This is a genomic window from Methanosarcina spelaei (assembly GCF_002287235.1).
GTDB lineage: Archaea > Halobacteriota > Methanosarcinia > Methanosarcinales > Methanosarcinaceae > Methanosarcina > Methanosarcina spelaei.
Map to the genome: position 1 here is coordinate 1 of NZ_LMVP01000357.1, position 18,946 is coordinate 18,946.

General features: G+C 41.3%; 14 protein-coding genes. 3 read left to right on the plus strand and 11 right to left on the minus strand.

All coding sequences use genetic code 11. The features are described from left to right. The first annotated feature begins 610 nt into the window (after positions 1 to 610). Together ASJ81_RS14515 and ASJ81_RS14520 are read left to right on the plus strand one after the other, a co-directional pair. Positions 611 to 1,333 carry a GAF domain-containing protein gene (locus ASJ81_RS14515; protein ID WP_212556085.1) on the plus strand — a complete coding sequence of 241 codons (723 nt, stop codon included), beginning with the start codon at positions 611 to 613 and terminating at the stop codon, positions 1,331 to 1,333. A 302-nt stretch (positions 1,334 to 1,635) separates the two neighbouring features. Next, on the plus strand, positions 1,636 to 4,365 hold the full coding sequence (locus tag ASJ81_RS14520) for a histidine kinase dimerization/phosphoacceptor domain -containing protein (RefSeq protein ID WP_095645020.1): 2,730 nt from the start codon (positions 1,636 to 1,638) through the stop codon (positions 4,363 to 4,365). A gap of 226 nt (positions 4,366 to 4,591) precedes the next feature. Here the strand turns inward: ASJ81_RS14520 and ASJ81_RS14525 are convergent, their stop codons facing one another. The 11 genes from ASJ81_RS14525 to ASJ81_RS14570 all read right to left on the minus strand — a co-directional run bounded on the left by ASJ81_RS14525 (position 4,592) and on the right by ASJ81_RS14570 (position 17,795). Beyond that, complete coding sequence (locus tag ASJ81_RS14525; RefSeq protein WP_338037569.1) at positions 4,592 to 5,527, minus strand: MFS transporter; 936 nt, start codon at positions 5,525 to 5,527, stop codon at positions 4,592 to 4,594. Beyond that, positions 5,475 to 5,942, minus strand: a complete 468-nt coding sequence (locus ASJ81_RS24460) for an MFS transporter (protein ID WP_338037570.1) — start codon at positions 5,940 to 5,942, stop codon at positions 5,475 to 5,477. Before ASJ81_RS24460 ends, ASJ81_RS14525 begins: the two co-directional genes overlap by 53 nt. Positions 5,943 to 6,037: 95 nt before the next feature. Then, a complete protein-coding gene (locus tag ASJ81_RS14530; RefSeq protein ID WP_245860184.1) occupies positions 6,038 to 6,304 on the minus strand; it encodes a zinc-ribbon domain-containing protein in 267 nt (88 codons plus the stop codon). Positions 6,305 to 6,745: 441 nt separating this feature from the next. Next, on the minus strand, positions 6,746 to 7,171 hold the full coding sequence (locus ASJ81_RS14535; protein WP_095645022.1) for a hypothetical protein: 426 nt from the start codon (positions 7,169 to 7,171) through the stop codon (positions 6,746 to 6,748). A gap of 278 nt (positions 7,172 to 7,449) precedes the next feature. Beyond that, the gene (gene pheS / locus ASJ81_RS14540; protein ID WP_095645023.1) at positions 7,450 to 8,928 is read right to left on the minus strand and encodes a phenylalanine--tRNA ligase subunit alpha; all 1,479 of its coding nucleotides are present in this window, start codon (positions 8,926 to 8,928) and stop codon (positions 7,450 to 7,452) included. A 162-nt stretch (positions 8,929 to 9,090) separates the two neighbouring features. Continuing rightward, a complete protein-coding gene (locus ASJ81_RS14545) occupies positions 9,091 to 10,566 on the minus strand; it encodes a tryptophan--tRNA ligase (protein WP_095645024.1) in 1,476 nt (491 codons plus the stop codon). Positions 10,567 to 10,869: 303 nt separating this feature from the next. Continuing rightward, a complete protein-coding gene (locus ASJ81_RS14550) occupies positions 10,870 to 12,096 on the minus strand; it encodes a radical SAM protein (RefSeq protein ID WP_095645025.1) in 1,227 nt (408 codons plus the stop codon). 340 nt (positions 12,097 to 12,436) lie between these two features. Beyond that, positions 12,437 to 13,048: a translation initiation factor IF-2 subunit beta gene (locus ASJ81_RS14555; protein WP_048117905.1), complete on the minus strand. Its 612-nt coding sequence runs from the start codon at positions 13,046 to 13,048 to the stop codon at positions 12,437 to 12,439. Between the two features lie 35 nt (positions 13,049 to 13,083). After that, positions 13,084 to 13,605: a 50S ribosomal protein L16 gene (locus tag ASJ81_RS14560; RefSeq protein WP_095645026.1), complete on the minus strand. Its 522-nt coding sequence runs from the start codon at positions 13,603 to 13,605 to the stop codon at positions 13,084 to 13,086. Between the two features lie 303 nt (positions 13,606 to 13,908). Further along, entirely contained in the window at positions 13,909 to 15,045 is a 1,137-nt protein-coding gene (locus ASJ81_RS14565) for a DUF1786 domain-containing protein (protein ID WP_095645027.1), read from the minus strand. A 770-nt stretch (positions 15,046 to 15,815) separates the two neighbouring features. Continuing rightward, entirely contained in the window at positions 15,816 to 17,795 is a 1,980-nt protein-coding gene (locus tag ASJ81_RS14570; RefSeq protein ID WP_095645028.1) for an amylo-alpha-1,6-glucosidase, read from the minus strand. 241 nt (positions 17,796 to 18,036) lie between these two features. On the opposite strand from ASJ81_RS14570, the gene ASJ81_RS14575 reads away from it, so the two are divergent. Further along, positions 18,037 to 18,576, plus strand: coding sequence for a MogA/MoaB family molybdenum cofactor biosynthesis protein (locus tag ASJ81_RS14575; protein ID WP_095645029.1), 540 nt, complete (start codon positions 18,037 to 18,039; stop codon positions 18,574 to 18,576). The last annotated feature ends 370 nt before the right edge of the window (positions 18,577 to 18,946 follow it).

Sequence of the window (18,946 nt, forward strand, 5' to 3'; positions counted from 1 at the left end):
TGGCGCGGACATACCCCGTTGCTTGCAGCGGGGTGCGCCAGCGCAACTTTGATTTTATTCAGTTTTTTGTTAAATAATAACGTATTGGTCTTTTATTTTAATCTGTTAATCCGTTATATTGTGCTTGTTGCTTAAAGCAGGTATTAAATAATATGTCTGATCTATATATCTAATATTTTAATGATTATTATTAAGAATTATTATCATAAATACAAAAATTATAATATGTCTATATATAATTAATTAAAGTTAAGATTTTTATTTTAATCTATTTTATCCTAAATATAATCAGGTTCATATAATATTTCTCTAATTCAATAAAAATCATAGTAAAAAATCATAGTAAAAAATCATAGTAAAAGTCATAGTCGCCATATAGTCTCATAATTACATTTAATTGTATAAGGGACTCAAAATTTGACTTAAAGGTAAATATATGCCTGAACTTCAGATAAATTTTCTATCCAGGTTAAACTAAACAACATAAATTATCTTATTGTATAATAAGTCAAGTCTTTAGACAGCCTGTAATATAAATTACCGAAAACTCAAAATTATAGAAAATTCAAAATTTCTAAGATTAACAGATTGTTTAGGGATGGTGGAAAGCATGAGTTCTAAATATACTACAAGTCAAGAATCCACAATGTGTCAGACATTATTGGATGAGAATAAGTTACTGGTAGATGAAAACAATACATTAAAGGAAGAGATAAAGAGTTTAAGAGCAGGTCTGGCGCAGGCTGAAGGAATTGAACGGACTACAGGCAAAATTGATCCGGAACAGGTAGAGACAACCTATAGTGAGCGCGAGAAACAGTTAATGTTCGATCTCGATGCAATGACCAGAATGTATAAAATCAGCATGCTGTTCATTCGTGAAGGCTGTCTTGAACCAGTTCTTGGCGAGATAGTCGATGCAGCAATTGCAATTTCTGGCGCTGACTTTGGCAATATCCAATTACTGGATCCTGAATCATCTGAACTTAAGATTGTAGCTTATCGTGGATTTCCCAAATGGTGGCTGGACTTCTGGAACAGTGTATCTGTAGGAAAAGGAACTTGTGGTACGGCACTTGGACGTAAAGAGAGGGTAATTGTCGAGGATGTTGAACAAAGCCCGATTTTCGTAGGTACACCTGCTCTGGAAATTCAGCTTAAAGCCGGAATAAGAGCGGTACAATCTACACCAATTGTGAGCAGGTCAGGAAAACCACTCGGCATGTTCTCAACACAATATAAAAAACCACATAAGCCAGACGAAAACACACTTCAAATGTTGGATCTTCTAGCTCGCAGTGCAGCAGATATTATCGAAAGGGCACACCTTTAAAAAAGTGTATAGTTCTGACAGTGAGAATAAAACCCCAAAGAAATACATTTCTTATTCAATTATTATAAAATTCCCCCTATAAATTCACACCATTAAAAGTCTCAAGCGTGAGATCAGGCTATCCAAATAACTGGCATAACATTTGTTAAGTGCAATCTCAAGAAAGCAGTGTCAAAAGAAGCAGAAACTAGCGCCATTAACGTAAAAGTATTGGGGATGTTAATCAAATATTAAAGTAAAAAATGATTTAAGAGAACCATATCAGCAAGATAAAATTAATCTTAAAAGGTCAGTATAAAAATATGACTACCAAATATACTGATGGCTGTGAGCCTATAAAATATCAAGCATTATTAGATGAGAATAAGCTACTGGTGGACGAAAACCGTGCCTTAAAAGACAAGATACAGAGCCTGAAAGCATATTTGCAGCAGGATAAAGGACCTAAGTATGATATTGATGAATTAGATCCGGAGAAAAAACAGGCACATCTTCTTGTAAAAGCCGATTTGGAAGCACTGACTCAAATACATGAGCTGAGTACAAAACTTCTGGGATCGGAGGGGATTCAACCACTATTAAAAGAAATAATGGACGCAGCAATCTCTATCGTGGACGCAAAAATGGGTACTTTGCAACTCCTTGAGGATGATTCGCTACATATTGTTGCTCATTATGGTCACAAACAGCCTTTTTTGGATGATTTTGCATCTGCTGAGAACGTGGCTTCGGTTTGTGGAAAGGCGATGAAACAAAGAGAACGTATTGTTATTGAGGATGTTGAAACAAGTTCTATGTTTGTCGGGACACCTTCCCTGACTGTAATGCGCGAAGCCGGAGTACGAGCGATTCAGTCCACACCGATATTAAGCCGAACGGGTGAGCTTCTTGGTATCCTTACGACCCAATGGAACTTTCCTTATTCTCCAAATGAGCATGATCTCTGGAGGCTTGACCTGCTAGCACGGCAGGCAGCTGACATGATAGAGCAGGCTAGGTCAGAGAAAGCATTGAACGATAGCAAAAAACGTCTACAGGCCGACCTTAATGCTATGACTAGACTGCATAAGATCGGTACGCTGTTCGTTCATGAAGGCTGTCTTGAACCTGTTCTTGGCGAAATAGTCGATGCAGCAATTGCAATTTCGAGTGCTGATTTTGGCAATATCCAATTACTGGACCCAGAATCATCTGAACTTAAGATTGTAGCTTATCGTGGATTTCCCAAATGGTGGCTGGACTTCTGGAACAGTGTATCTATGGGAAAAGGAACTTGTGGTACTGCACTTGGACGTAAAGAGAGGGTAATTGTCGAGGATGTTGAACAAAGCCCGATTTTCGTAGGTACCCTTGCTCTGGAAATCCAGCTTAAAGCCGGAATACGAGCGGTACAATCTACACCAATTGTAAGCCGGTCAGGAAAACCACTCGGTATGTTCTCAACACATTACAAAAAACCACATAAACCACAAGATCATGAACTTCAGTTAATTGACCTGCTAGCTCAGCATGCGGCAGATATTATAGAGCGAGCGCAAATAGAAGATATGTTACATAAGTCCGAAGAGCGCTTCCGTGTCGCTTTGCAGGGATCTTCTATTGTTATTTCCAGTCAAGACCGTGATCTGAGATACACGTGGGCTTATAACCCTTCACCTGGTTTCAAACTCGAAGACCTTCTAGGTAAGAATGACTATGACATATATCAATTAGAAGATGCTGAGACTTTTATCTCTCTCAAAAAGCAGGTTTTAGCTAGTGGTGTCAGCAGATGTGATGAAGTGGTTATCCATAGGCCTTCTTCTGCCGGTGGAGACTTATTCAGTGAGATGACCACTGAGCCATTAAGTGATGCTACAGGTGCCATTGTTGGAGTTATCTGTATTGCAGTTGACATTACCGAGCGCAAAAGAGCTGAAGAGGCATTAAAAAAAGCAAATGATACGTTAGAAGAAAAAATTAAAGAGCGTACAGTTGAACTTGAAGAGGCTTATAACTCATTACTTGAAAATAAAATGAGACTAAGTGAAGCTCAAAAAATAGCCCATCTCGGAAATTGGGACTGGAACCTGGTGACTGACGAATTATACTGGTCAGATGAAATACGTAATATTTTCGGACTTCACTCTCAGGAGTTCGATGAGACTTATGATGCATTTTTGAACCTTGTTCTTCCAGAAGATAGAGAATATGTGAATAATGCTTTTAAAGAAGTTTTTTATGGGAAATCCTTTGAAATTGATTTTAGAATTATCTTAGCTAATAGAGAAGAACATATACTTTTTGCACAGGGACAAGTGATTTTTGATGAGAAAAACACCCCTATTAGAGTTAGAGGAATAATTCAAGATATAACTGAACGTAAAAAAACAAAAGAAGCCCTGATAAAACTCGAAAAAGTCCGTATAAAAGAAATTCACCACAGAATCAAAAATAACCTGCAGGTAATCTCTTCTCTTTTGGACCTCCAGGCCGAAAAATTTGAGGATAAAAAAGTCAAACAAGCTTTCAGTGAAAGTCAGAACCGTGTACTCTCAATGTCTCTAATCCATGAAGAACTCTACAAAGGAGGGCAGGCAGAAAAACTTAACTTCTCAGAATATCTTAAGAAATTAGCTGATAACCTGTTGATGACTTATAAACTTAGCAGCATAAATATCCGTTTGAATATGGATCTGGAAGATAACGCATTTCTTGATATGGATACTGCTATTCCTTTAGGCATAATTGTTAATGAACTAATTTCCAATTCTCTCAAACATGCATTCACTGAAAAGAACGAAGGAGAAATTGGAATTCAACTTCGTAGGTATGAAGAGATTGTCAACGGAATTCACAAGTCAGATTTCTGTCTGACAGTTTCAGATAATGGGAAAGGAATTCCTGAAGGTCTGAAATTAGAAAGTGTCGAGTCACTTGGCATGCAGTTAGTAAACACTCTAGTAAATCAGTTAGACGGCGAACTTAAATTGAAAAGGAACAAAGGTACTGAGTTTACTGTAAGGTTTAAAGTAATAGAAAAAAACACTTAGGAGTCGTCACAGAACAAACTATGCATAAGTTTCGATTGGATGCCTTGATTTTCAAGATCATTATCACCAATTAAAAATTAACTTTATGAAAAGTTTGCCTAATCTGTTTTGTGACAGTTACTTAGTATCAGCGACAAATCTGCAGCCTTTGAATGACTTAGAATGACTTAGAATCTGTCTGAATATTATATTTCGGCTCTGTAATTTACTGGTCCTGAGATCCAGTTTATTCGTTTCTCAAAATTATCTGTTCTTCAAAACGCCTGAGCCGGAAATTGAGCACAAAAACTGTATAGATTACCAGGCCTGCAATCAGGAAAGAAGTTCCTGCAAGTGTTTCATATAAAAGGCCGCCAAGGATAAGTCCTGTGATGCTGGCAAGGCCTCCGGAACTGCTGGCAACACCCTGTACCGTACCCTGGTATTTTCTCCCTGCGACTTTTGATAAGAGGGAAAGAAACGAAGGCCACATAATCCCGTCTCCAAGTGCAAAAAAACCGGCTGCAAGGTAGGTAAGGAAGACATTTCCGGGGATGAGAAGCAGAAAATTCGTACCAAGCATAAGGCTTCCGAAAATTATAAGGACAACATCCGAATATTTTCTTGAAATCCTGGGAAGTACAGTACTCTGTACGAGTATCAGAAGCCCGCTCAATACCGTAAAATAAACGCCCATTTTTGCAATGCTCCAATTGAGAGTTGAAATTGCGTGTAAAGGAAAAGCTGTATAGAATACATTGTAACCAAGGTCGATTAGAAAGTACAGTCCCAGCATGTAGGAAATGCCCGGAATTCTCAGAATTTCTCTGAAACCAGGTTTCGTTATCTCCTTTGTGATTTTGCATTTCCTGATCTCGTAACCGAAGATTTTCCGTACATTCCCAGCATCTTCAGGCTTACCGGGAGCGCACTCTTTACTTTCGGGAAGATAAAATATAACCAGCAATGTTCCGATAAGTGAGATTATTATTGCTCCAAGTACGGGAGCTACATCCCCATACGCTGTTAAGCTTAGTACTCCGGCAAGAGCAGGACCAACTACAAATCCAAGATTCTCGGAAATCGACATTTTACCGAAATTTCGGCTCCGATCTCTTTCTAAAGTAATATCAGCCAGATACGCATTGGCTACCGATACATTTCCTCCGGTCAGGTCCGTCAAGTGCTCTGGCGAAAAAGAGCACTACAAGAGGCAGGGTAACTGTAAAAGCTCCCAGAACTCCGGACTCGATTTTAAAGAGGCTTATTACCGGAAGAAAAAGAACCCCAAGGAAGATAATCCATGAAAGTAAAGTCCCTAGCTGGCTTATAAAAAGTATTTCTTTGCGGCCGTAAATATCAGACCACCTGCCTAGAATAGGGGCTCCTATTAACTGAAAAGCCGGATACATCGAACTTGCCAGCCCATAAATAAAAGCATTCCCTCCCAGTCGGTTAACCAGAAATACCAGAAATGGGAGTACAATGCTAAACCCGAGCGTGCCTATGAAATTTACAGCAAGAATTGGAAGGAGGGAAACGTTTTCTCCTGTACGAGGACCTGGATTGCTTTTCTTGTCTTTGTTTTCCTTTTTCATCTTTCCTCAGGATTCGTTTTCGGAAACCTTTTCCCAGGGCTTTAGGTTCCTTTTTCCTTTTCATATAACTGGCATGTTCGTTTTTCAGATAACAGCTACTTCTTAAGGACAGTTTTCTCTTTAATTCTCAGCATATCAGCCCATGCCTTTTTCCCACACCTCGGGCACCTCAGGTACTTTTTATTCACACCGTTTGGGCTGATGAAACCTTTAAGCGTTGAAACTTCGAATACTTCGCCGCATCCGGGACAGAGATAGGCAAAGTTTTTTGCGTGCCATACTACAAGCAAGATAAGAAACCCGGCTACTATCATTAGCCAGAGATACCAGTAGCTTGCAAGCAGGAAAACTGATGATATCATAATTACTACTATGAACTCTAAAAGTACCTTAGCGGTCCCGTACAAACCGCTTCGCGTAATTTTCCAGTACTTGTTTCTGTTTATAGTCCACCAACCCCCTATTCTGCTTCTTTTGTACTCCGTTCTCGAATAACTTATACTGGAAAAATACGATTTGCAGTTATTTAATGGTATTTTTGTCTTTTCTTTTTGGATTAAAAGCCCGAATAAATCTTTTAAAGCCGCAAAAATCTTAAAATATTTAATATGAACCGCTAAAAGTTAGAAAAAGAGAAAAGTTGCCTGGGATCTGTAGAATTTGGGTCCAAGTTTAGATTAGTCCTTGTATCTCGTTTATTGAACTGCCTGTGCAGCAGAGGAGTAAAAAGATTTCGAGCTCAGTCATCTTGTTTGAGTCATTTCATTTATTTATTTATTTATTTATTTACTTATTTATTCCATTTATTTCGTCTTTACTATCAGTCCTTCTATCGTATCTTCGGAGTACCAGACCAGAACTTCCAGGTGTTCCGAACATTTGCAAAAAGCATTCTGCACAGAGACCTGAGTGCCAAAGTCGGGGTTGTCCAGGTGCCTCCAGTCATCGTTAACAAAGAGCCATAAACTTCTTGTGCTGTCTGCAGGATAGGACATCAGTTCAAGCCAGTACCTGGTTGCTATGCCAGTTTTCGTAGCTACTGCATGTGATTCTACTGTCTTCTGATCTTCCGGAAAACCTACCAATTTTTTAGGGCCAGTCACATGTTCTGCTGAAGATTCTGCTGAAGATTCTGCTGAAGATTCTGCTGAAGATTCTGATGGAGATCTTGATAAAGATTCTGCTGAAGATTCTGCTGGTTTATCTATCTCTGATTGGATATCTGCCATTACTTACCCCCCTTTTGTTTAATTGCTAACGCAATTTTTTCATCCCTGATTTCACCAGTTAGTATACTTCGTAATTATATATCTCTAATGAAAGTATGTTTAGGAACTAGGATTCTGTAAGGTAAATATCTCTCTACGTATTTTTATAGCTTAGCTTTTTATAGCCTCGACTTTTATAGTTTGCCTTTGATTGCCTTGTCGGCTGTAGCTTTTTGTCTAAGTTAAAATAAAAAGTTTTAACCTGAGAAATTTCAGGTTATAAACCCTCAATTCAGATTTCAGGTCCTGAAAACCTCACTCTTTCTAAGCCAGTCAATGTCGGACTGATATAGAAGCCTGAGGTCTTTAAGCCCTAGCTTCAGCATAGCAAGCCGGCTGACTCCGAGCCCCCAGGCGAGAACAGGGTCTTTAATCCCTAAAGGCTCAGTAACTTCTTTTCTGAAAACGCCTGCACCTCCAAGTTCAACCCAACCCAGGCCGTCAACATAGACTTCAGGTTCCACACTTGGTTCGGTGTATGGGAAATATCCGGGACGGAAGCGGACTTCTTCGAATCCCATCCTGTGGTAGAATTCTGCCAGTAAGCCAAGCAGGTCTGCAAAAGACATATCTTTGTCCATTACAACCCCTTCAAGCTGCTCGAACTCCGGAGTATGGGTAGGATCAATGGTTTCCCTGCGGTAAGCCCTGTCAATGCAGAAAGCTTTTACAGGTGATTTGGGGTGGTCAGCCAGATATTTGACAGTGACGGATGTTGTATGGGTTCTCAGCACGTTGCGTCTTGCAAGTTCCTTATCCCAGGTTCCGCCCCAGCCGCAGGAATCGATTTCTCCTCCGTGCTCATGCATTGCAGCAACCTCTTCAAAATATTCGGTCGGAAGCTGACAGGTACTGCCCAGGTGGAAAGTGTCCTGCATATCCCTTGCGGGGTGGTCCTGAGGCTGGAAAAGGGCATCGAAATTCCAGAAAGAACTCTGGATTATCCCGCCTTTAATCTCGGAAAATCCCATTTCCAGGAAGATCTGGCGCATCTGCTCTATAAGACGTCTGTAAGGATGAATCTTGGCTCCATAAAGGGGTTTGGGGGTAATATCAAGGCGGTAAGGCCTGAACTTCTTCTCCTTCCAGGCTCCGCTCTTCAATAAGTCGGGCGTGAGCTGAGCAATTTCCTCTTCAAGGACAAGCCCCTCGGTGGCAAGTGCATTTCCTGCATCAGTTATAGAAACAGTCCTGGACTTTTCTTCGTGTTTTATGATAAGTTTACGTTTGAGAAGGTCCTTTATTGTTCCCTGGTCGGCCCCGATCTCTTCAAGGATTTTTGCTTTGTCTGTGAAAGCCGCAAGGGTTTCCTCATCTTTTCCTGCATTCACTTTTCCAGACGGTACCATTACCCCGTTTTCAACTTTCGCCCATCCTTTTTTTACGAGCCAGCCGGTTGCAATCCCTACCATTTGCGGAGAGAAATGGCTTCTCAGTTCTTCAAGCGAGGTAGGGTTTTTCAGAAAGTCAATAATCTGGCGCTCCGGAAGCCCGTTTTTTGTGTACTCTTCTCCTTCCTTTGTAAGGGAATAACGTTCAAGCACCTTTTCAGAAACCAAAACCAGCCCTTTCTCCTCAAGCATGAAAGCTGCCTGCATTGCCGCATCTACCTGCAATCCTGATTTCTCCTCCAGCCTTTCGGGAGCAGCAGATCCTATTTCCTCAAGGGCAAGCAAGACTTTTTTCTCGTTGATTGTGAGATTGTCCTGAATACTCATATATGATCACATCCTGAAATTCCTGAAACATTGTGAGTTCATTATTATAACAGGTCAATTTTCATAAAGTTTAATTTGTAAAGTTATCTTATGTGAATTTATTTAGCAAGTTTTCTTTGCAAAGTCGCTTCTAAACGATTATTTATAAGTTGATTTCCTAAGTTATTTCTTATAAATTATATTATATTCGCCAAGGTGTTCTCTTGCCAGTTCCCGCTTCTCCTGATGGTCTTTGAGGAACTCGTACATCTTTTCGGCTGCAAGCTGCTTGCATGAGCCACACATCCTGGTTCCACAGACACATTCTTCTCTTATTTCCAGCAGTTCATCATCATTTTCTGCCAGGTGGAAAAGCAGCAGTTCGAAGACAGAACATTCATCAGGTTTTCCACCCAATTTTTTTTGCTCTTCGAGGGTTACACAACCGCCGGTCTTTGCCCTTTTTACCTTTTTTGCACCTTCTTTCGGGTCGTCAGTTAGAGCAATATAACTGTCAGGGACGCTGCTCGACATCTTTCCTCCCTGCAGTCCACTCATGAAGCGGTGATAGGTAGATGCAGGAGGAATGAAAGCATAGCCTTCGAACTCAGCGGCTACTTCAGCTACAATCTCATCCAGTATTTTTCGGGTGAGTTTCCATACTTTTCTGAAAACAAAGTATTCTTCGTAACCTGAGAATTCATATGGTTTAATTTCATTAGCAAATTCCGAGACCTCTTCAAGCTCGGCCGTGAAGTATCTCTTTTTCTCAGGTTGGTTTATCTGCGAAACAAGTCTTTCCAGGAACGGATAGTCAGGAGTTTGAATTATGTCCAGGTGCTCTTCATAGAGTTTCACCTTACCCGGAATTCGTTTTTTGAGTTCCTGTAACGCTTCCTTCAGGGCTCCCTTGCCGCGCACGCTCAGGTATTTCCCGCCATTTGCGTTTTCTCTTTCCTCTACCCTGAACATGCTCATCTTGCCTGCAAGTCCTCGCGTCAGCCGAAGGTGAGGGTCCTGGTCAGGCCCTACAGGGACAACAACCGGCTTTGGTCCTCCAAATTCTTCAAGCTGTGGTTGAAGAATATCAGCGGCCTGGGTTGCTACACTTATCATATGGGAAAGGTTTGTCTCTCCCGAAAACCCATAAATAGCGCTCAATTCAGAGAAATTGATCTTGACACCGAGTTCAAATGCGAGGTCTTTAACGCTGCCACATCCTGACTGGAAGTAAATAAGACCATCGGGCTTAAAACCGAGAGCAATAAGACTTAGTATATATTCTTCTACCCCAATTTCCCTGCATTTCTGCCAGGAAAAACCACGTACTGAGAAAGCCTCTCTGTCCGCAATCCCGACAAAAGCCGATGCTCCTCTTTGCTGGTGCCAGATTATCTGGTCCATAACCATCTTGTGCCCGAGGTGAACTTTCCCTGAAGGCATAAAGCCGTCCATAACCGAAAAAGGGGCACCTGTCCTTATGGCCTCTGCAATCTGTTCGTAATCACGGTGCCCGAAGATAACTCTTCTCCGCATATACATATGTGGAGAGGGGATTTCAGGAAGTACATTATCAAATGGAGAAATCCCGAATTCTTCGAATAACTTGGAATAGTCATTAATCTCGCTTGAACTCCATGGATCAAGTTTATTAGTCATAAAGTCCCTCGTTGGCTGCCGATTTTCTGGGAAAAACTTCAGGCAGGCAGCTTTCTCTTGCTGAAAATAATTAAAGATATGAACGCAGTTCCAGCTAAATTGCTCTTTAAGAATACGTGCTAATATGTAAATGTTTATCTTCGGACAGGCAGTTAGATTCAAATGGCTTTCCAGAAGTATGAGGTTTTTAACTCTCCTTGGTTGTCATATCCCAACTAAATTCAGGTTAAAAAGAATATCAATGTACCGGAGAGAACGCCTGGGAAAAATGCTGTAAAAGGATATCCTGCAACTTATTCCTTTTTATTTTTCACAAACCTTTCCAAAAGGATATGGCAGTTTTGCTCCTGCCGGAATCCTGTCAACAAACTCCATAAATTCCGGATCGTGCATCGGAGCCAGGCTTTTATGCTTCTGGAAGTAAGGGTAACCCCTGATTTTCTGCCAGGCGCTTTTTAAAGATTCTTCTTTTATACTCCCAAAACTGAAAGGCGGATAAGGACCGGCTTTTACATCTCCGTCTGCCGTTATGTGCATCCAGCGCCTGCCTTCCATTGCACCCAGCATCTGACCTTCAAAATAAGTATTCGCAAACATCCTTGGGCCATTCTGGCTGGAATTTATCCTGTGGTACATCTCAAGGATGCTTTTCCTGTCTTCGTCATTGAGTACAGGCTCATCCCTGGTTTTTGGCATTGCTTCCCAGACTGAAAATTCATGGACTCCGAGTTCTGATGCAAGGTTATAGAGCGCAGGCAGTTCCTGTATATTTGAGGGAGATGCATGTGTTGTCATTACAACCATGAGCCCGGCTTCAAGTGCCAGTTTTATGGCAGAAACCGCTCTTTCGTATGCTCCCCTTGAGTTTCGGGCAGCATCATGTTTTTCAGGATCAGTTGAGTAAATGCCTACCATAAGGGAATGGAGCCCCGCATCTTTCAGGCGAAAAGCCGTTTCTGCTGAAAAATCCGTACCCCAGGTGGAACAGTTTACTATAGCCCGCTTCTTGTCCACATACCTTATCAGCTCAAAAACTTCTTCCCTCAGGAGAGGATCGTTTTCGGTAAATGTGATAATAAAGGTGCCGGATTCAAGGGCTTCATCGATTATTTTTTTTATAATATCCGTATCCAATTCGTCTGCAACCGTTCCGGGTAAATATCTTGAGCTATTCTGGCGGGTAAGTTCAATGGATACGGTTTCAGGAATGTATTTTCCAAGAGCTATCTGTATTTCCGAAAAAATAAGGCGTTTAAATACCGGACTCGGGATTGGAGGGAGCCAGGCCGAAGCAATGACCCTGTCATCTTCTATGAGGGCTAATTTTTCCTCCTTGAGGCGGGAGTTCATCTTTTTCAAGATAGGGTTAAAAGCTGCTTTCAGAGTCCCGTTTGCCGTAAGCTCCGGAACATCCCCGACATGCCTCAGGTTTACTGATAGTCCGGGAATTGAGAGAATTTCTATATTTTTCTCCTTTTTTTGAGCCTCTCTCAATGAAACTTCCGGTGAATCATCTTTTTCAAAAGTCATTCTTTCTCCACAGATTCCTGATTTGCCTGCTGGATATTTATAATCAACCCTTTTTAAAACAATCTTTTTAAAAGGGTTAGCTGCAAATATTCTAAAAAAAGTTTGATCACAAATTCCAACAACGACTTGGTCAGCATGATAAAATGGCGCAACGGTTTACGCAAATCTTTTCAAAAAAGGCTTGAACGAAAACAATTCAACATTTTAATTTTAGAGCCTTATCCCCAAACCCTATCCGGCGTGATCAACCGGCGCAACGGTTGAATTTAAGCAGCCCAGGCACGAAAATAAAAATAATTGGCCTGAGCTGCTTCTTAAGATTTTTAAATAAGCCTAAACCTCAGGCTGCTCTCTCTGAGAAAGCGAGGTTTCCGCTGATTTTCTTTATTTTTACTTTGACCACGTCGCCTTTTGAGGCTCCGGGCACGAAAACCGTATACTTGTCTATCTTTGCAATTCCGTCGCCTTTGGACCCGACTGCATCGATCCGGAGCTCATAGGTGCCGCCTTCTTCGATGGCATCCCTGACAACTACATTGCTTACCTTTCTCTTTTTGACAGGCCTGTGAGCTCCGCAAGCAGAACATCTCAGGATAAGTACCCTGTCCACCCTGACAAGCTGGGTGTCCGGGCGTCCGCATTCCGAACACATAACGTATTCGTCCACATAAGCCTGAATGTTATCAGAGATCTGGGCTCTCGTAAACCTTCCCTGGAAGACTGCACGTGTGCCTTCTATTTTCCCTGCAGTCCCAAGCTCCCTTGTGAGATATTTCATCAAGTGGTCAGGGTCCCGGTTAAGGATATCTGCAATATTTCCGAAGTTCTCAAGAATTGTAGTTTTTCCTTCGGAAAAGATTCTGGGCTCAGGGATTACGAATCGAGCATCCGTAGTCTCGGTGTCAGGCATCTTCGCCATTGCACGGTTCAAAAGCTCTTCGTAATCGTACATGTTATTGCTCCTTTTGATATTAACAGTTTAACTGATTACTGTACCAGTTCTGCCCCTTCATCGATAACGACTCTACAGGGGGTTGGCAGCTTCTGTCCTGCATGCCAGAGAGCTTTCTTTGCGGCTGCAAAGTTTTGCTTTTCAACAGCAACTGTGAAGATCTTCTGGAATGAGTTTACCCTTGCTGCAGTACCTACATTCTTCCCAAAAGCCCTGCGCATTCCGCTGGATACACGGTCAGCACCCGCGCCGGTTGCCTGCTTGTTTTCCCTGAGGACTTCGTGGGGATAGACACGGAGCTTCATGTAAAAGCCCATCTTTCCGGCATCTTCAGTCAGGTGCCTGTTTGCTGTAATACGGGCTGCTTCAAGAGCAACGTGCCTTATCTGACATTTTTCTTCTACAAGCAGTGAGACCTTAATTGGGAAAGAGATGTTTGCTTTGTCTCCCATGTCATAATGAATAATCTGGCTGCCTGGAACACCGCCCATGTATTTTCTTCTGGTAAATGAGCGCTGCCTCACATTTCTATACATACTTCCTGGCTTTCGTACCATAAGCTTGATTCTCCTGAAAGATAATGAGTTTATGAGTTTAATAGAAATTAGCTGTAACGGATTTGTTTCCGCATATAAATGTTTGCGTTAAGTTCGTAAAAACCATCTAACAAACGATTCAGTATGAGATATGTGCATATAGAGATACCTGCCTGTATTTACATTTATCTGTAAACCTGCCCTGGTGGACTTCAGCAAGCAGCTACTGCATTTTCCCGGCTCCCTGATAGGGATTCGGAATTGAATTTTTATAACCCCTGAAAATTTGTATATTCTGGGCTTAAGTGACTTACTCCCTACTACTTAGTGGTTTATAAGGTTTATTGCTGGTTCAGGGTATTTCTCCAGAAATCCTGCAAGGAGCCCAAAACAGCCTGAAAGCATCATGCTCCCGAAAGGCGCAGCAAAATGCAGTTTATTTGATATCTCTTCTCGGATTTCGGATTCCGAAACCTTCTCAAGCTTTTCTCTTTTTGGGCCCGTAACAAGTATAGATCTAACCTGCTCAAAGCTAATTTGTTCAAAACCTGGAGTTTCCCTTCTATATGCACCATGCCCTCCGTCTTCGAAAACGTCGTCAAAACCAAGTTTTCCGTCGGCAAGCCTTATAATGTAGTCCTGGAGTTTTTCAGGACTCATGAGGGAAGTATGGTGCTCAAAAACGGCCATGATCCTGTTTTCGTTCACAAGCGCTCCCAGTGTATGCCCATTTCCTATATTAACCACAACACACGGCTGTACAGCCGCAGGATCGGTAAGTGCTCCGAAGATGGCTGCAGGCCCGGTATCCATGAAAACTGCCCTTGTTTTCCGGTTTCCAGCGGTTTTGAGAAGGGAATCTGCCTGGGCCTTCATTCGGGTAAAAGCCTCAGGAATTTCTTCGGGCCTGTAAACGAAGTTCTCAAGTTCTCCTCCCTTTTCAATGAGTTCTCGAAGCAATTCAAAACGGTAGATCCTGTTGCTCTTCTCAGGAGCGTTTCCGTGGTCCTGTACTGCCACGGCATAGTTTGTCGGCATCTGAACCTCAAAGGCCGAAAGTGCAGCTGAAGTTGATTCAGGATCGAAGTCCTGCATAATAATTTCCTGCGCATTTTCTTCGGATGCAAGCTTTTTTGCTTCCGCTTCCGAGACGATTTGAATTCCGAAAGCCTTTACTTTTTCAATGTTATCATTGATAGTCAAAGCAGCTTTTTCAGTAGCATATACCCGAAAACCTGCCTTTATATGAGTCCTGATAGCAAATGTTGAGGGGCCTCCTCCCATTATGTTTCCGGTAAACACTATTGTTTTTCCCTTTTTGGTAGCTTTCCGTACTTTTTTCGCAATTATCTGGGTAGGAGCAGGCATGACCATAAGCAGGCTATTTTCCACCTCTTTTTCTGAATTGAAGTACAGAATATCCTGAGTACCCGTTCCTACATCCACTGCAAGTATAAGCATAAATGTGCATTGGTTAGTAAGATATTAAAACATAGGCAAGCAAGTGAAAGTAAGCAGGGCATTGGAGAGCAGAACCCTATACGAAATTTGCCAGAATACTGAGTTAGTTAGAAATACTGAATTAGTTAGAAATATTGAGTTAGTCAGGAATACTAATTTAGTTAAAATATTGAGTTAGTTAGAAATAATGAGTTAGTTAGAAATAATGAGTTAGTTAAGATGCCTGGTTGGTCAGAACTCATCAGTCAAGGCTGGACCAAAATATAATTTCCTGAAATATAATTATAGAACGCCGTTATGCAAGTTAGGATGGATAGTTCTCTTCACAAAAGAATCAGTTTGAATTATAAGCACTTCTTTTCGACTCTATGCAAATCCTTAATTTAATCTGGATCTGATCTTGAAGTTCGTTATATTGTAAAACTCGTGTTGTAAAATTGATTGTATTGTAAAACTGAATGTATTGTAAAACTGAATGTATTGTAAAACTGAATGTATTGTAAAACTCATTTTATTGTGAAACTCATTTTATTCCTTATTGTAGGAGTTATCAAGATTGATTCTCATGATCAAAAATTGATTAATAACTCAAGTCAAGTACAGGATTTAAATAAGCAAATCCTGCGTCTTGAGATCAGTTCGTAACTATGTAATGGCAGTTCACCACATACCCACGCTTCTTAAATACAACACCTAAGGGTATTTTCACGGTTGGTATTTTCACGGTTTTTTGACTATCAAAAGTAAAGGCTACACAAGCAACTCCATTTTCAAGGTTTGATCCCAAGTACATCCTCTACATATGCCCTTAAAATTTCTGCAACGCTCCAGGCCTGGGCGATACATCCGCCTGGAGAGTGAGGGTAGTCACCGTCAAACACTTCGGAAATGGAGCCAATACCTGCTATTTCAAGCTGCATATCAAAACCCTCGAGGAGAGTCCGCATATTCTCAAGACTATCTTCCGAATAATTATTGATTTTCCTGTAAGCTTTCACATAAGCTCCAAGAAGCCAGGGCCAAACGGTTCCGTTATGGTAGGCTGCGTCTCTGGTTAAGGCGTCTCCGTGATACTGTCCTTTATATAAGGAGTGGTCTCTCGAAAGACTTCTAAGCCCAAAAGGGGTCAAAAGGTCTTTTTCAACTCTGTCCACAATCGCTTTTTCCTTCTCAGGAGAAAGCATAGTATAAGGTAGGGATACGGCAAAGATCTGATTAGGTCGGATTGCAGGGTCTTTAATCTCGTTTCCTGTTTCATCCTTATATACCAGGTCGAAGAGACAGTTAGTTTCCGGATTCCAGAAAGTGTTCTCAAAACTCGAGACAACACCACTTGCAAGAGTTTCGTATGGAGAGATCTCTTCGCCGAGAAGAGTGCCAAGATAAGAAGCAGTTTTCAGGGCATTATACCAGAGAGCATTTATCTCACAGGCTTTACCTGCTCTTGGGGTGACTGCCCATTCTCCGACTTTAGCGTCCATCCAGGTTAGCTGGGGTCCCTGATGGATGAGATAATCTGGATCCATGCCAATTCCAAAATCCGTGCCTGTAAAATAATGATCTATAATGTTAACTACTGTGTCCCAGATATCCGAGAGAAAGAGAAAATCGTTTGTATATGCGAAATAGCGGCTAAGGGCATGAATAAACCAGAGAGAAGCGTCCACTGTATTGTAAATTGGCTCTCCTCCGAAAGCCGGGAAAGTGTTAGGGATTAAGCCTCTCCTACAGTACCTGGCAAAGTAATCGAGAACTGTTCTTGCTTCCTCGAAACGATAAGGAACTAAAAGCAAGCCAGGCAAAGTAATCATGGTGTCCCTTCCCCAGTCAGAATACCAGTGATACCCGGCAATTATCGTATCCTCACCTGAAATATGACTTCTCACTACGAAAGTATCAGTCGCCCTGATAAGTTTAAGAGCAAAAGGATCAATAAGTTTCGAATCAAGAGCAAGAAGGTTCTGCCGATTTGCTTCCCTGGTACGGAGTTTATCAATTTGCTTGAGATTAAGAGAAGAAATATTTTCTGTTGAAGCAGCAACAAAAAAACGGAAATTTCCCAATCCTAGCTTGCCTTCAAAATAACCCGGACTGAAGTTATCTTCCTCAGAGTTAAGCCCTCGTTCTTTCTCAGTGTCATACTCTAAGTTATAGTACCATGTGGGATCAGGATGATACTGGAGATCGGATGAAAGCGAGAAAGTAAAACCGTTAGAACTTGCCAGTTCTGCTCCACCAGGAGTAGCTTCCTGGGTAAATGAAAGGTATGCGGCGCGGGCAGTGAGATTAAAGTCTCTTGAACTTACCAGAGGAAAGATTCTTAGTAAAGCTTCCTCTTTTTTGGATTCTATATCATAGAGGACACAGGTTGTGTTACTGTTGCGAACCATGAAGACTGTTTTCTTTAAGGTTAAATCATTTACATGATAAACCCAGGTAGGAAATGGATTTTGAGAGAATTCTGAAAGATAATTAAAACCTGTAGGGGAAATAGTGCCTGGATATCTATGAGTTGCGAGTTTATAAGTTTCTTCGTCGGTAGAAATTTCCTCATCAAGGGAAGAAAGTATCAAATATCTTCCTGGATAATTCTCCGGAGCTGCTACAAGCAGTCCGTGATAAGTCCTTGTTCTTGCGTTAATTACCGTAGAGGAAGCAAAACCTCCAAGCCCATTTCCTATAATCCATTCCTTTTTTATTCCTTCATCGTATGTCGAAAGAAAATCTGCCCCAAACCTGAACCCACTCATGTATACTTAATTTGAGTCGAGTTATTAAATAGCTGTGTGTTTGAAAAAAAGCAATGCGTTGCTGTAAACAATCAATTAATTCTTATATATTTGTGAATTCCATACTTTTGCTATTTTGGGTAGTAATTCTATACTTTTTGTTATTTTGTAGTTATAGTCATGCATTTAACTGCTGCAACAAAAATACTTTATATCCCCTTGAAGTTTCATTGTTTAGCCTCACGACAATAAGGTGGTTTTCATGAAAGAGTCCACACCGGAAATTCACAAAAAAGAAGCAAAAAAATCCTTTTCTTTTGCCTTAATCACAATTTCGACTTCAAGATACGAAAAATACGGAAATCCGATCTCACCTGAGGACGCTGAAGACCTTTCAGGAAAAGCCATGAAGGATCTTCTCGAAGCTGCAGGCCATAAAGTTTCTTTCTACAGGCTGGTTTCCGACGAAAAAACCTCAATTACAAATGCAGTTCTTGCTGCTCTTGACAGCTCAGCAGATATTATTATTACAAGCGGAGGCACAGGGCTTGCACCAAAAGATATTACAATCGAGTCTGTAACCCCACTTTTTGAAAAAGAAATTCCGGGCTTTGGAGAACTTTTCAGGTACAAAAGTATTGAAGATATAGGGACGTCGGTAATTCTTACCAGAGCTGTGGCAGGCGTGATTATAGGAAAAGCGGTATTTTGCCTGCCGGGGTCGCCAAACGCTGTGAAACTGGGGCTTTCTGAGATTATAATTCCTGAAGCCGGGCATATTGTCAGGCATGTGAGGGAATAAACCAGGTAAATTTGAGTAGGTGAATGCCTTATAAGAGAAATAAGCTTGGGAAAGATCACAGTTACGGGGGCAAAAGGTCTTCAGCTTCCTGTAGAGAAACTATGGGGATAATAACGAAATATTGAAATAAAGAAGGAATTTTATTTCAGTCGAATACCCCGCTAGCTTGCTGCGGGGATGGAAACTTCCCCGGTAACCGTTGATAATAATAAAATTTCTCAATTCCATTTTCGATTACTAACTTCTGCTCACACTAAATTGTTTAGGGTTATTATTTCCTTTAACGGAATTTTGAGCGGTGGCGCGAACATACCCCGTTGCTTGCAGCGGGGTGCGCCAGCGCAACTTTGATTATTGCATCCTTCTTTTT

Bases quoted from the DNA above. Each gene is read 5' to 3' on its own strand.
- ASJ81_RS14515 (WP_212556085.1), top strand. From the start codon at position 611: ATGAGTTCTAAATATACTACAAGTCAAGAATCCACAATGTGTCAGACA.
- ASJ81_RS14520 (WP_095645020.1), top strand. From the start codon at position 1,636: ATGACTACCAAATATACTGATGGCTGTGAGCCTATAAAATATCAAGCA.
- ASJ81_RS24460 (WP_338037570.1), bottom strand. From the start codon at position 5,942: ATGAAAAAGGAAAACAAAGACAAGAAAAGCAATCCAGGTCCTCGTACA.
- ASJ81_RS14530 (WP_245860184.1), bottom strand. From the start codon at position 6,304: ATGATATCATCAGTTTTCCTGCTTGCAAGCTACTGGTATCTCTGGCTA.
- ASJ81_RS14535 (WP_095645022.1), bottom strand. From the start codon at position 7,171: ATGGCAGATATCCAATCAGAGATAGATAAACCAGCAGAATCTTCAGCA.
- pheS (WP_095645023.1), bottom strand. From the start codon at position 8,928: ATGAGTATTCAGGACAATCTCACAATCAACGAGAAAAAAGTCTTGCTT.
- ASJ81_RS14545 (WP_095645024.1), bottom strand. From the start codon at position 10,566: ATGACTAATAAACTTGATCCATGGAGTTCAAGCGAGATTAATGACTAT.
- ASJ81_RS14550 (WP_095645025.1), bottom strand. From the start codon at position 12,096: ATGACTTTTGAAAAAGATGATTCACCGGAAGTTTCATTGAGAGAGGCT.
- ASJ81_RS14555 (WP_048117905.1), bottom strand. From the start codon at position 13,048: ATGTACGATTACGAAGAGCTTTTGAACCGTGCAATGGCGAAGATGCCT.
- ASJ81_RS14560 (WP_095645026.1), bottom strand. From the start codon at position 13,605: ATGGTACGAAAGCCAGGAAGTATGTATAGAAATGTGAGGCAGCGCTCA.
- ASJ81_RS14565 (WP_095645027.1), bottom strand. From the start codon at position 15,045: ATGCTTATACTTGCAGTGGATGTAGGAACGGGTACTCAGGATATTCTG.
- ASJ81_RS14570 (WP_095645028.1), bottom strand. From the start codon at position 17,795: ATGAGTGGGTTCAGGTTTGGGGCAGATTTTCTTTCGACATACGATGAA.
- ASJ81_RS14575 (WP_095645029.1), top strand. From the start codon at position 18,037: ATGAAAGAGTCCACACCGGAAATTCACAAAAAAGAAGCAAAAAAATCC.